The following is a 13730-nucleotide window of genomic DNA, read 5'->3' as shown; positions in this document are numbered from 1 at the left end:
GGGCACCCTCCCTTCCGATGTGATCCCGATGAAGGCCAGCCTCTTCCGCCGCGGCATGAACCTGTGGCCTCCGTTCCTGTTCACCGGCATCCACGTCACCGAGGTCAGCGACGACTACCGCCACGTGCGCGTCGAACTGCGCATGCGCCCGTGGAACCGCAACTACGTCGGCACCCATTTCGGCGGCAGCCTGTTTGCGATGACCGACCCGTTCTGGATGCTCACGGTGATGCACAACCTGGGCCGCGACTACTACGTGTGGGACCGCGCCGGCGCGATCGAATTCATCAAGCCCGGGCGCGGCACCGTGACGGCCGAGTTCCATCTCGACGAGGCACTGCTGGATACGCTGCGTGCGGCCACCGCAGGCGGCGAAAAGTACCTGCACTGGTTCAGCAACGACATCGTGGATGCGCAGGGCGAGGTGGTGGCGCGGGTGCGCAAGCAGGTCTACCTGCGGCTCAAGCCGGACGCACGCACGCCCAAGCCACCGGCAGACATGCCGTAGTCCACTCCGCGGCGACGCACGGCGGCCTCGGCGCCGCCCTGCGCGACCCCACGCGCCGATGCGCTCACTGCGGCTGCCAGGGCAACGGCAACCGCGCGCGGAGCATCGCAGGCGCATCTTTCGATGGCCGCCCGTAGCGTTTCACCTGCACGCTGCGACCATCCGCGGCCGGCTGCAGCGGACGCTGCGCACTGCCCAGCGCCGCGGGCAAGCGCGCCAGCGTGGCCATCGCACCGTGGCCGTCGTTGGGCTGCCCGCGCAGCCACAGCATCGCTGCAGCCAGTCGCAGCTGCGCACCGGCGTCCTGCATGCGCCAGTTGTAACCGACATACGTCGGCGCAACCATGACCTGGGTCATGCACCCCGCCACATTGGCCACGCACGCCAGGGACCACTCCGACGGTGGTTCGGCCAGCCGCACCCGGCGGTCCTCGCGGATCTGCTGCTGCACCTCGGGCGCACAGCTGCGCGACAGCAGCGCGGCGGCGCGCGCCTGGGTCTTCTCCACGTCGTACAGCCAGCGCGACTGCGCGTGCGGCAGTCGTGCGCCGGCAGCACGCTGGTAGCCAAACTCACCGCGCATCGGCACGCACATGTCCAGCTCGGCCACCGTCGGCGCCCCCAGCACCTGCGGGCAGATCGCTGGAAGCGGCACGTCGGCCGGCAGTTCGGACAGGATCTCGGTGAACAGCGCCGCGTTGCGGGCGGCCATGGCGCTCCCCACCATCGCCACCAGCAGGCTGTCGCTGCTGCGCATCAACATGCGCCCGGTGCCGATGTCCTCGCAGACGCCCTGCAGGGCGCGTCGACTGTCGCCCTGCACGTGCGCCAACGCATGCAGCGAGAGACGCTCCAGCAACACCTGCATCGGCGGGAACGGCATCGCGATGTCACCGGGGAACAGGTTGCGGTAATGGTCGTTGCGGCCTACGGCGCTGATCCGGGCATGCAGCCCGTCATGCCCCGCATGCGCCTGCGCCACGGCCGCCGCCTGGTCACGGACCTCGCCCAGGCAGCTCTCGGTATCGAGCCCGCACCAGCCGGTGGCCGCCGTGGCCTTGGGGTAGCGCCCTTCGGCGACGCTGTTCGACCACCCCTGCGGCGTCTGCGCGCTGATCGCCTGCGCGAAACGCTGCGCGTCTTCTGCGGTCAGCGCATGGACCTGGGCCGGATCGATGCCGTCATACGGCAGCAGCCACACCGGCGGGAACGCATTGCGCTCAGGCACCTGCCCGCGTGGCGCGGCGTCCATCGCCGCCAGTGCGGCACGCTCCGCTGCCGGCACCGGCAGCAGCCAGGACACCAGCACCGCGACCAGCACCAGCACGACCGTCCCCAGCACGGTCATCCCCACCCACTTCATTCCCTTCAACACAGCATTCCCCCAGCGCGCCGCATCCTGCGGTGGCCGGCAGGGTAATCCGGGCGGCTGCACCGCTACAATGCGCCGATGTCGCCCGAAGCCCCCCAACTCGTTCCGCGCCCCTCCCTGCAGCGCCTGTTCCTGACCGGCCTGCTGACCCTGCTGCCGATCTGGCTGACCTGGGTGGTGGTCAAATTCGTCTTCGTGCTGTTGTCGGGCATTTCCAGCCCCGTGGTGGTGCCGCTCTCCGAGCAGATCGCCGCCTCGTTCCCCCATTACCTGGGCTGGATCAAGGTCGAGTGGACGCAGAACCTGATCGGGCTGGCGGCCACCCTGCTCGTGATCCTCAGCGTGGGCGTGCTCAGCCGGCGGGTGATCGGCCAGCGCCTGTTGCGCTGGTTCGGTGCGGTGATCAAGCGCATTCCGCTGGCCAGCATCATCTACGACAGCGCCAAGAAGCTGCTGGACATGCTCCAGACCGAACCGGGCAGCACCCAGCGCGTGGTCCTGATCGACTTCCCGCACCGCGACATGAAGTCGGTCGGCCTGGTCACCCGGGTGATCCGTGAACAGGGCACCGATCGCGAGCTGGCCGCGGTCTACGTGCCGACCACGCCCAACCCCACCTCCGGTTACCTGGAAATCGTCCCGGTGGAACTGCTGACCCCCACCGACTGGACGGTGGACCAGGCCATGAGCTTCATCATCTCCGGCGGTGCGGTGGCCCCGGAAAGCGTGCCCTTCACCCGCGCCGGGGACCGCTAGGCCACGACGGTGCAGCGTGGCGGCGGGCATGAACGCCGCCCCGGCGTGGCGGTGGCCCGTCCGCCCCGAGGCTGGCCGTACGGGCCCGGATCGGGCAAGCTCCCGGGTCTGTGTAGTGTTACGGAAACAGCCGATGCCCCACCCCGCCCGCGCCCTGGCGCTCGCCATCGCCGCCCTGCTGGTGTTCAGCACCGCCGCCCCGGCTGAAGCCGCCAAGAAGAAGGCCAACCGGCCTGCCGCCGCGCAGACCCGGCAGGCGGCCAAGCCCAAGGCCAAGCCGCGCGCGCGCCCCGCGGCCGCCCCCGCCCGCCAGCCGCTGGTGCGCCAACAGAGCAAGGCCGCCCAGCTCAACCGCATCTACGATGAATACTGGGATGCGTCGATGCGGCTCAACCCGCTGCAGGCCACGTTCCAGGGCGACACCCGCCACAACGACCAGTTGCCCAACATCCTTTCGGCCGCGTACCGCCAGCAATCCCACGACTTCACCGTGGAATGGCTGGGCAAGGTGGAAAAGATCGGCGCCGACGGCCTGACCGGGCAGGACCTGCTGAGCTACCAGATCTTCGTGCGCGATGCGCGCATGTCGGTGGCCGCCGAGCAGTATCCCAGCTGGATGCTGCCGATCAGCCAGTACTACAACCTGGGCAGCATCATGGCCATCCTCGGCTCCGGCTCGGGTGCCCAGCCGTTCAACACGGTCAAGGATTACGACACCTGGTCCAAGCGTTCGCTGGGCATCGCCCCGCTGTTCGACCAGGCCGTGGCCAACATGCGCCAGGGCATGGCGGCCGGCGTGGTGCAGCCGCGCGACCTGATGGAAAAAGTGCTGCCGCAGTTGGATGCGGTGATCAAGCCGACGGCCGAGGAATCGATCTTCTGGGCACCGGTACGCAACATGCCCGACGATTTCCCGGCGGCGGACAAGGCGCGGATCAGCGCCGAGTACAAGCGCATGATCGAGTACCGGATCATGCCCGCCTACCGCGCATTGCGCGGCTTCATCGCCACCGAGTACCTCCCGGCCACGCGCAGCAGCGACGGCCTGGGCGCCTTGCCGAACGGGCAGGCGTGGTATGCGCAGAACATCGTGCAGAGCAGCGCCTCCACCCTGGATGCCGCGCAGATCCACACCCTGGCCGAGCAGCGCGTGGCCACCCTGCAGGGGCAGATCGCCAGCACCCTCAAGGACAACCGGATCCGCGGTTCGCAGCAGAAGGTGCTGCGTAACATGCGCACCGACAAGAGCTTCCAGTACGCCAACGCCGAGGCGGTGCTGAACCGCTACAAGCAGCTGCAGGCCCAGGTCGGCAGCCGCCTCCCGGCGCTGCTGGGCACGCTGCCCAAGGCCCCGATGGAGGTGCACGCGGTCGAGCCCGAGCGCGCCGCCAGCGCCGCGGCGGTCAGCTACCAGCCGCCGCTGCCCGATGGCCTGCGCCCGGGCATCCTGTACGTCAACACCGCCAACCTGCCCACGCGCCGGCGCTGGGCGGCCCCGATGCAGTTCCTGCACGAGGGCCTCCCCGGCCACCACGTGCAGCTGGGCCTGCAGCAGGAACTGGACAAGCTGCCGCGCTTCCGTCGCCTCGGCGGCGATATCGCCTTCATCGAGGGCTGGGGCCTGTACGCCGAATCGCTGGGCGAGCCGTTGGGCGTGTACCAGGATCCGTACGAGCGCATCGGCTACCTGCAGGCCGCGCTGACCCGCGCCGCGCGCATGGTGGCCGATACCGGCCTGCACGCGCAGGGCTGGAGCAAGCGCCAGGCGGTGGACTACCTGGTCAAGACCGCCGACCTGCCCAGCGAGGATGCCACCGCCGAAGTCGAACGCTTCATGGCCCTGCCCGGGCAGACCCTGCCCAACGGACTGGGCGAGCTGAAGATGTTCGAGCTGCGCGACCGTGCCAAGGCGGCGCTGGGGCCGCGCTTCGACCTGCGCCGTTTCCACGAAGAGGTGCTGCGCGACGGTTCGATGCCGCTGGACATCCTCGATGCCAAGCTGCAGCGCTGGATCGCCAGCGAGACCGCCGGTACGCCGGCTGCCACGCCCGCTCCCTGAGCACGACGAGGGAGCCGGCCATGCAGCGCGCGGTTGCCCATCGATTCGGCTGGATCGCCCTGCTGTGCACGGGCCTGCTCGGCGCCGCCGACGCAGCGGGCGGCCCTCGCCCGGGTCCACCGGACCCGGGCATCGATGCGCTGCTGCAGCGCTACGACGGCCAGGTCCCCGGTGCGGCGGTGCTGGTGCTGCACGACGGCCAGCCGGTGTTCCGCCGCGGCTACGGGCTGGCGGTGGTCGAAGACGGCACGCCGGTGACGGCGCAGACCAACTTCCGCCTGGCCTCGGTCAGCAAGCAGTTCACCGCGACGGCGATCCTGCTGCTGGCACAGGAGGGCGCCCTCTCGCTGGACGACCGGGTCAAGCGCTGGTTGCCTTCGCTGCCGGCGGCCGCCGATACGATCACCCTGCGCCACCTGCTCAGCCATACCAGCGGACTGCTGGACTACGAAGACCTGATGCCCCGCGATGCGACCGCGCAGGTGCGCGACCTCGACGTGCTGCACCTGCTGGAGCGCCAGGACCGCACGTTGTTCGTGCCGGGCAGCCGCTACCGCTACAGCAACAGCGGCTACGCCCTGCTGGCGCTGGTGGTGGGCCAGGCATCCGGGCAGGACTTCGCCACGTTCCTGCGCGCACGGATCTTCCAGCCGTTGGGCATGGCGCACGCCGTCGCGCACCAGGACGGCGTGGATGATGTCGCGGCACGCGCCTATGGCTACAGCGAGATCGACGGACGCTGGCAGCGTACCGACCAGAGCCCGACCAGCGCGGTGCTCGGCGACGGTGGCATCTACGCGTCGCTGGATGATCTTGCGCGCTGGGATGCCGCGCTCTACGACCCGCGCCTGCTCGGCATCGCTTCGCTGCGGCAGGCGTTCGCACCGGCTACCCGCACCAACGAACCCGGCGCGCCGTTCTACGGTTTCGGCTGGCGGCTCAACGGCGAGGCGCACTGGCACAGCGGCGAAAGCATCGGCTTCCGCAGCGTGATCCTGCGTTACCCCGCGCACCGCCTGAGCGTGATCATCCTGACCAACCGCGACGGCCCCGAACCCTATCCGCTGGCGCTGCAGATCGCCCAGCGCTGGCTGGACACCCTGCAATGACCCACCTCGACACTCCCTTGCTGCTCGGCATCCACCACGTCGCGGTGATCGGCGCGGACTACGCCCGTTCCAAGGCCTTCTACACCCAGGTGCTGGGGCTGCGGGTGCTGGACGAAAACTACCGCGCCGCGCGCGATTCCTGGAAGCTCGACCTGGCCCTGCCCGACGGCGGCCAACTGGAGCTGTTCTCGTTCCCGGGGGCGCCGCCTCGACCCAGCCGCCCGGAGGCGCAGGGGCTACGCCATCTGGCGTTCCGGGTAGCGGCGCTGGAACCGATGATCGCCCGCCTGGCCGCCGCCGACGTAACCTGCGAGCCGATCCGTACCGACGAATACACCGGCCGCCGCTTCACCTTCTTCGCCGACCCGGACGGACTGCCCCTGGAGCTGTACGAGATCCCGGCCGAGGCCGGCTGAACAGCGCCGGCGGTGCGTTCCGTACCGGAGCGAATGGGTATACAGTCGGCCTGTACCGGCCCTGCGTCGGCATTCACGAACTCCCTGGGAGGGGAACCATGCGCAAGACTTTGAAGACCCTGCTGCTGGCACTGCCGCTGATGATGGCCGCGATGTCGGCCAGTGCCGCCGATGGCGCCGTCGGCCGCTGGAAGACGATCGACGACAAGACCGGCAAGGTGAAGTCGATCGTAGAGATCACCCAGGCCACCAACGGCACCCTGACCGGAAAGGTGGTGGAGATACTGCATTCGGACAAGGGCCCCAATCCGGTCTGCGACGGCTGCGAGGGCGCCAACAAGAACAAGCCGGTCAAGGGCATGACGATCCTGTGGAACCTCAAGGCCGACGGCAGCAACGCCTGGGCTGGCGGCACCATCCTGGACCCGGGCAACGGCAAGACCTACAAGTCCAAGGCCAAGCTGCAGACCGGCGGCGCCAAGCTCGACGTCTCCGGCTGCATCGCCTTCATCTGCCGCTCGCAGACCTGGGTGCGCGAGTAACCATCGCGGCTTGGCCAGGCGTCGCACCCCCGAACCAGCGCCCCCAGCCCGCAGCCATCGGCATAGCCGGCCGGGAAACAAAAAAGGCCGAAGCGGCAACACCGCTTCGGCCTTTTGCATTTCCTCCCCCCACCCGCCCATCCATTCCAACCCCTCGCAGCCCAGCACCAGACACCCCCCACGTCTCCAGCCCGCACCCCGTCACTGAAGCCGTTGCCGTTGCCGTAGCCGTCGACTCAAGCCCTGCCCCAAAAAAGAGGCCCCATCCACTGTCAGGGGTCGGCGGGGGTGGGGCGCAGGGACCGTATAGCGCCATGGATGGCGCTATACGAGCCTACATGGACGTACTTGCGGCGTGTCCCTGCGCCCCACCCCCGCCGACCCAGCCCGACACCCCAACGGCGCCCCAGCTTCGGCTTCGGCTTCGGCTCCAGCTTCTGCTCCAGCTTCTGCTTCAGCTCCAGCCATTGCCCGCAAAAGAAACGCCCGCCGCAGGCGCCCACCCCCTCCATGCGATAATCCCCAGTCCCCAAGGCAACAACGCAGACCATGACCCGCACCGCTCTCGTCACCACCGCCCTGCCCTACGCCAACGGCCCGCTCCACCTGGGCCACCTGGTCGGCTACATCCAGGCTGACATCTGGGTACGCGCGCGGCGAATGAGCGGCGGCAAGACCTGGTTCGTCTGCGCCGATGACACCCATGGCACCCCCATCATGCTCGCCGCCGAAAAGGCCGGCGTGACCCCGGAGGCCTTCATCGCCAACATCCAGGCCAGCCACGAACGCGACTTTGCCGCGTTCGGCGTTGCCTTCGACCACTACGATTCCACCAACTCGGCCGCCAACAAGGCCCTCACCGAAGCCTTCTACCTCAAGCTTGAGGCCGAAGGCCACATCGCGCGCCGCTCCGTCGCCCAGTTCTACGACCCGGCCAAGGGCATGTTCCTGCCCGACCGCTACATCAAGGGCATCTGCCCGGTGTGCAGCAGCCCGGACCAGTACGGCGACAACTGCGAAGTGTGCGGCGCCACCTACGCCCCCACCGAACTCAAGGACCCGCGCTCGGTCATCTCCGGTGCCACCCCGGAACTGCGCGACTCCGAACATTTCTTCTTCGAGGTCGGCCACTTCGACGCCTTCCTGCGCGACTGGCTCGCCGGCGACGTCGCCCTGCCCGGCGTCAAGGCCAAGCTCGGCGAGTGGCTCAACGCCGACGGCGGCCTGCGCGCCTGGGACATTTCCCGCGACGCGCCCTACTTCGGCTTCGAGATCCCCGGCCAGCCCGGCAAGTACTTCTACGTCTGGCTGGATGCCCCGATCGGCTACCTCTCCAGCTTCAAGACCCTCTGCGACAGGAACGGCGAAGACTTCGACGCCCACCTGCGCGCCGGCACCAGCACCGAACTGCACCATTTCATCGGCAAGGACATCGTCAATTTCCACGGCCTGTTCTGGCCCGCGGTCCTGCACGGCACCGGCCACCGCGCGCCGACCCGCCTGCACGTCAACGGCTACCTGATGGTCGACGGCGCCAAGATGTCCAAGTCGCGCGGCACCTTCGTCATGGCGCGCACCTACCTCGATGTCGGCCTCGAAGCCGAAGCCCTGCGCTACTACTTCGCCGCCAAGTCCGGTGGCGGCGTCGAAGACCTCGACCTCAATCTTGGCGACTTCATCGCGCGCGTCAACGCCGACCTGGTCGGCAAGTTCGTCAACCTGGCCAGCCGGTGCGCCGGCTTCATCAGCAAGCGCTTCGACGGCCGCCTCGCCGCCGCCCTGCCCGATGCCGCGCAGTACGACCGCTTCGTCGCCGCCCTCGCCCCCATCCGCGAGGCCTACGAGCGCAACGACCCGGCCGCCGCCGTGCGCCTCACGATGACCCTCGCCGACGAAGCCAACCGCTACATCGACGACCAGAAGCCATGGGTCATCGCCAAGCAGGACGGCGCCGACGCACAGCTGCAATCGGTCTGCACCCAGGGCCTGAACCTGTTCCGCGTGCTGGTCACCGCGCTCAAGCCGATCCTGCCGGCCACCGCCGCCCAGGCCGAGGCCTTCCTCGCCGCACCGGTGCAGGACTGGACCGACATCGCCCGCCCGCTCACCGCGCACACCATTGCCGTGTACGCCCCGCTGTTCACCCGAATCGACCCGAAAATGATCGACGCCATGACTGACGCCTCCAAGGACACCCTCGCCGCCGCCGCGCCTGCCGCCCCGGCCAAGCCCGCCAAGCCGGCGCCCGCACCGGCCGCTGCGCCGGCGGCCACCGATGGCCCGGCGTATATCGGCATCGACGACTTCGCCAAGCTCGACCTGCGCATCGGCAAGGTGCTGGCCTGCGAGTTCGTCGACGGCTCGGACAAGCTGCTGCGCTTCGAACTGGATGCCGGCGACCTGGGCAAGCGCCAGATCTTCTCCGGCATCCGCGCCAGCTACGGCGAGCCGGACAAGCTGGTCGGCCGCAGCGTGGTGTTCATCGCCAACCTGGCCCCGCGCAAGATGCGCTTCGGCCTGAGCGAAGGCATGATCCTGTCGGCCGGCTTCGACGGCGGCGACCTGGCCCTGCTCGACGCCGACAGCAGCGCCCAGCCCGGCATGCCGGTGCGCTGATCGCAACGATGGGGCGGCCCGGCCGCCCCGTCCTGCTGGCCTGCACGGAGGGAGGTGCGGTTTGGAACTGGCGCTGTTCGATTTCGACCACACGGTCACCACCTGCGATACCTATGGCCGCTTCCTGCGCCGCGTCGCCACGCCCGAGCAACTGGCCCAGGCCTGGTGGAAGGTCGGGCCGTGGCTGCTGGCCTACCGGCTCAGGCTGATCTCGGCCGAACGCATCCGTGCCCGCGTCACCCGGCTGACCTTCAGCAACCGCCATGTTGACGACATCGCCACCCAGGCCGTCGGCTACGCCCGCGACGTGCTGCCCGAGGTGGTGCGCCCGCAGATGCTGGAACAGATCCGCTGGCACCTGCAGCAGCGCCACACCGTGGTGATCGTGTCCGGCTCGCTGGACCTGTACCTGCGGCCCTGGTGCGAATCGCTCGGCCTGGACCTGATCTGCAACCGGCTGGAAAGCCGCGACGGGCGCCTGACCGGCCGCTACGCCGACGGTGACTGTGGCCCGCGCAAAGCCGAACACATCCGCCACCGCTACGACCTGTCACGCTACCAGCGCATCCACGCCTACGGCGACAGTCGCGAGGACCGCCCCATGCTGGCCCTCGCCCACGACCGCTGGTATCGCGGCAAACCCCTCACCCCATGATGTCCCCGCGCAGCCGACGCCACGCATGCCCAGCCCCAGCACCGCCCTGATCGAACGCCTCGACCGCCTGTTGCCGCAGACCCAATGTGGCCAGTGCGGTTTCGACGGCTGTCGCCCCTATGCCGACGCGATGGCCCGCGGCGAGGTCGGCGTGGACCATTGCCCGCCTGGCGGTGACGCGGGCGCGCGCGCATTGGCGCATGCGCTGGGCGTGGCCGCGGTGCCGTTCGACCGCAGCCGCGGCCAATACACCCCCGCCCAGGTCGCGCTGATCGTCGAGGCAGACTGCATCGGCTGCACCAAGTGCATCCAGGCCTGCCCGGTGGACGCCATCGTTGGCGGGGCCAAGTACATGCACACCGTCATCGCCGACCTGTGCACCGGCTGCGAGCTGTGCATTCCACCGTGTCCGGTGGACTGCATCGCGCTGATCGCCGCGCCCTGACGCGTCGCCGCGCGCATCGCGCGGCGCGGCGGATGTGCATGGAGGGCGCCGAGCCATGCCCGGCGGCCGGTTACGGCAAGGCGGCGGTGACCACGATCTCCACCTTCCAGCTCGCGTCGGCCAGCTTGGCCTCCACCGTCGCACGCGCCGGGGTCATGCCCGCCACCACCCACTCATCCCACGCGGCGTTCATGCCGGCGAAGTCGTTGATGTCGGCCAGGAACACTTCCGCGCGCAGGATGTGCTGCTTGTCGCTGGCCACCAGCGCCAGCAGCTTGTCGATCTCGGCCAGCACCTGCCGGGTCTGCCCGGTGATGTCCTGGCTGGTGTCCTCGGGGATCTGCCCGGACAGATAGGCGACCTTGTTGTGGACGGTCATTTCGGACATGCGCGGACCTACGTCGAAACGTTCCAACATGGCGATGGCTCCTCTGGGTGATACGGCATTGTCACCGATGCGGCGTGCACCTGTCCTTGCCCGCGATCATTGCGGCCACGGCAGGCACAGCGCATGGTCTTGGCAACGCTGCGCATCAGGCGCACGATGCGCGCGCAGGCCCGCATCGCGGGCCTTGACTCTTTCATCGCCTGCCCCGGAGCACGCTGTACCGATGACCGAAACAACCCCTGCTCCGGCCCCGGCCCGCCTCGCCTGGCGCCGCGCGGCCACCGTGATCTTCAGCCTGGCGATCCTGGCCCTGGCCCTGCGCGGGCTGGCCAACGAATTCGACGAACACGGCTATCGCGCCATCCGCGATGCCTTCCGCCACCTCGGCGCCGGGCAGATCGCGCTGACCGTGGTGCTCGGCCTGGCCAGCTACGCCTGCCTGATCGGCTTCGATGCGATCGGCCTGCGCCGCAGCGGCAAGCAACTGCACCCGGCCCGCGTGGGGATCACCGCCTTCCTCGCCCACACGCTTGGCCAAACCCTCGGCTTTGCCGCGCTCACCGGCGGCGCGGTGCGCCTGCGCGGCTACGGTGGCGCCGGCCTGAGCCTGGGCGAAATCGGCCAGGTGGTGCTGATGAGCACGCTGGGCTTCGTGTTCGGCGCATGGCTGCTGCTGGCCCTGGCCTTCATCCTCGAACCGGGCGCCGCCGCGCTGGCGCTGCCCGTGTCCGTGCAGGCGGTGCGCGTGTTCGGCATCGTCGGCCTGCTCGGCTACCTCGGCACGTTGCTGCTGGTGGGGCGCGAGGGCCGCACCTTCAGCGTCCGCGGCCACGGCCTGTGGCTGCCCGACCGCCGCACCATGCTCGGGGTTACCGCGCTGAGCGTGGTCGAACTGGTGCTGGCCAGCGCGGCGTTCTACGTGCTGCTGCCGATGGACACCCCGACCGGCCTGCCCGGCTTCGTCGGCCTGTACCTGGTGGCCGTGCTGGCCGGCTTGATCTCCAGCGTGCCGGCCGGGCTGGGCGTGTTCGAGTGGAGCCTGCTCAAGCTGCTGCCGCAGGTGGCCCCCGCGGCGGTGCTGGCCGCCGCGCTGATCTACCGCGTCACCTATTACGTGCTGCCGTTGCTGCTGGCCACACTGCTCGCGCTCGGCCCGGCCATGCGCAAGCCGCTGCGGGTGGGCGCCGGGGCCACCCGGGCCGGCTGGACCGCACTGCGCCCGTGGCTGCCGCAGATCATCGCGCTGGCGGTGTTCAGCGTGGGCGCCGCGTTGGTGATCGATGGCACCCTGCCGACGCCGCGCCGGCACCTGCTCAATGCGTCGCTGCCGATCCTGGAAACCTCGCACCTGCTCGGCAGCCTGGCAGGCGTGGCGTTGCTGCTGATCGGCCAGGGCCTGCAGCGGCGCAGCCATGCGGCGTGGATGCTCGCCCTGGGCATCTGCGTGATCGCACCGCTGCCGATCTGGCTGCGCGGCGGCCAGGTGCTGATCGCGCTGTCCGCGCTGCTGGTGGCGATGGCCCTGTGGGCGTCGCGCCGCGAGTTCTACCGCCAGGGCGCGCTGCTCGACGAAGCCTGGTCGTGGCCGTGGATCCGCAACCTCGGCCTGGTGCTGGTGGCGGTGATCTGGCTGCTGTTCTTCGTCTACAGCCACGTCGAATACCAGAACGAGTTGTGGTGGGAATTCGCACTGCAGGGCAACGCACCGCGCGCGCTGCGGGCGCTGCTGGTGGTGGCGATCGCGCTGACGATCTTCGGCCTGGCCCGCTTGCTGCACAGCACGCGCAGCCCGCTGCCACCGGCCGATGCGGCGACCCTGGACGCGCTGGCGCCGATCCTGGCCGCCGCCGAAGACACCCAGGCCTGCCTGGTGCTGACCGCCGACAAGGCGGTGCTGCGCGATGCCGATCAGCGCGGCTTCGTGATGATGCAGCGCTACGGCGGTTCGCTCATCGCGATGGGCGACCCGGTCGGCCCGCCGGACGTCGCCCGCGGGCTGATCTGGCGCTTCCGCGAGGAAGCCGACCGGCTCGGCCTGCGCCCGGTGTTCTACCAGGTCGGCGAAGCCTACTGGCAGACCTACCTCGACCTCGGCCTGACCCTGGTCAAGCTGGGCGAGGAAGCCATGGTGCCGTTGCAGGACTTCGGCCTGGAGGGGCGCGAGCGCGCCGACCTGCGCCAGGCCTGGAACCGCGGCAAGCGCGGCGGGCTGAGCTTCCGCGTGGCCCAGCCGGCGGAGGTACCGGCGTTGCTGCCGGCGCTGGCGTCGATCTCGCAGGAATGGCTGGACGACAAGGCCGGCGACGAAAAGGGCTTCTCGCTGGGCAGCTTCGACCCGGACTACCTGGTGCGCTTCCCGGTCGCGCTGGTGGAAGCGGACGGCCGCATCGTCGCCTTCGCCAACCTGTGGCAGGCACCGGCCGGCAACGAACTGTCGGTGGACCTGATGCGGCATGTCGACGATGCGCCCAAGGGCACCATGGATTTCCTGTTCATCGAGTTGTTCCTGTGGGGCCGTGCCAACGGCTTCCACCGCTTCTCATTGGGCATGGCGCCGTTGTCCGGGCTGGCACAGCATCGCCTGGCCGGCCGCTGGAACCGCTTTGCGAACATCGTGGCCCGTCATGGCGAGCGTTTCTACGGCTTCAGCGGCCTGCGCCGCTTCAAGTCCAAGTTCGCCCCGCAGTGGCGTGCCCGCTACCTGGCCGCGCCGGGCGGCGTGCACCTGCCCGCCGCGCTGCTCGATGCCACCCGGCTGATCTCGCTGGACCCACGCCGGTAGGGCCGACCGTTGGTCGGCGGCCGCAATTCGCAACGCGCCGGTAGAGCCGACCGTTGGTCGGCTGCCGCAATTCGCAGCGCAC

Annotated in this window: 12 protein-coding genes; 10 read left to right on the top strand and 2 right to left on the bottom strand. The window is 69.5% G+C overall.

The window, feature by feature from the left end; translation table 11 throughout:
• Positions 1-28: 28 nt before the first annotated feature.
• Positions 29-508 carry a DUF4442 domain-containing protein gene (locus tag AC06FD_RS02160; RefSeq protein WP_478076874.1) on the top strand — a complete coding sequence of 160 codons (480 nt, stop codon included), beginning with the start codon at positions 29-31 and terminating at the stop codon, positions 506-508.
• 64 nt (positions 509-572) lie between these two features.
• Here the strand turns inward: AC06FD_RS02160 and AC06FD_RS02155 are convergent, their stop codons facing one another.
• Complete coding sequence (locus AC06FD_RS02155; RefSeq protein WP_478076873.1) at positions 573-1880, bottom strand: hypothetical protein; 1308 nt, start codon at positions 1878-1880, stop codon at positions 573-575.
• Positions 1881-1958: 78 nt separating this feature from the next.
• Between AC06FD_RS02155 and AC06FD_RS02150 the strand changes: the two genes are divergently transcribed.
• From AC06FD_RS02150 to rnfB, 8 genes are all read left to right on the top strand, one after another.
• Positions 1959-2636 carry a DUF502 domain-containing protein gene (locus tag AC06FD_RS02150; protein WP_478076872.1) on the top strand — a complete coding sequence of 226 codons (678 nt, stop codon included), beginning with the start codon at positions 1959-1961 and terminating at the stop codon, positions 2634-2636.
• A 133-nt stretch (positions 2637-2769) separates the two neighbouring features.
• On the top strand, positions 2770-4695 hold the full coding sequence (locus AC06FD_RS02145) for a DUF885 domain-containing protein (RefSeq protein WP_478047171.1): 1926 nt from the start codon (positions 2770-2772) through the stop codon (positions 4693-4695).
• Between the two features lie 20 nt (positions 4696-4715).
• On the top strand, positions 4716-5804 hold the full coding sequence (locus AC06FD_RS02140; RefSeq protein ID WP_478076871.1) for a serine hydrolase domain-containing protein: 1089 nt from the start codon (positions 4716-4718) through the stop codon (positions 5802-5804).
• Positions 5801-6220, top strand: a complete 420-nt coding sequence (gene gloA2, locus AC06FD_RS02135) for an SMU1112c/YaeR family gloxylase I-like metalloprotein (RefSeq protein ID WP_478076870.1) — start codon at positions 5801-5803, stop codon at positions 6218-6220. Before AC06FD_RS02140 ends, gloA2 begins: the two co-directional genes overlap by 4 nt.
• A 98-nt stretch (positions 6221-6318) precedes the next feature.
• Positions 6319-6762 (top strand): DUF2147 domain-containing protein, encoded by a 444-nt coding sequence (locus AC06FD_RS02130; RefSeq protein ID WP_259205970.1) that lies wholly within the window; start codon positions 6319-6321, stop codon positions 6760-6762.
• Between the two features lie 549 nt (positions 6763-7311).
• Positions 7312-9378, top strand: a complete 2067-nt coding sequence (gene metG, locus AC06FD_RS02125; protein ID WP_259205972.1) for a methionine--tRNA ligase — start codon at positions 7312-7314, stop codon at positions 9376-9378.
• Between the two features lie 61 nt (positions 9379-9439).
• On the top strand, positions 9440-10033 hold the full coding sequence (locus AC06FD_RS02120; protein WP_478047174.1) for an HAD family hydrolase: 594 nt from the start codon (positions 9440-9442) through the stop codon (positions 10031-10033).
• A gap of 25 nt (positions 10034-10058) precedes the next feature.
• Positions 10059-10478, top strand: a complete 420-nt coding sequence (gene rnfB, locus AC06FD_RS02115; RefSeq protein ID WP_478076869.1) for an Rnf electron transport complex subunit RnfB — start codon at positions 10059-10061, stop codon at positions 10476-10478.
• 70 nt (positions 10479-10548) lie between these two features.
• Here the strand turns inward: rnfB and AC06FD_RS02110 are convergent, their stop codons facing one another.
• A complete protein-coding gene (locus AC06FD_RS02110) occupies positions 10549-10896 on the bottom strand; it encodes a RidA family protein (protein WP_259205980.1) in 348 nt (115 codons plus the stop codon).
• 193 nt (positions 10897-11089) lie between these two features.
• Between AC06FD_RS02110 and mprF the strand changes: the two genes are divergently transcribed.
• Positions 11090-13648 carry a bifunctional lysylphosphatidylglycerol flippase/synthetase MprF gene (gene mprF / locus AC06FD_RS02105; protein WP_449334750.1) on the top strand — a complete coding sequence of 853 codons (2559 nt, stop codon included), beginning with the start codon at positions 11090-11092 and terminating at the stop codon, positions 13646-13648.
• The last annotated feature ends 82 nt before the right edge of the window (positions 13649-13730 follow it).

The sequence above is a fragment of the Stenotrophomonas sp. Steno-Z1 genome (assembly GCF_056393175.1).
This window is presented reverse-complemented; position numbering and strand designations above follow the sequence as displayed.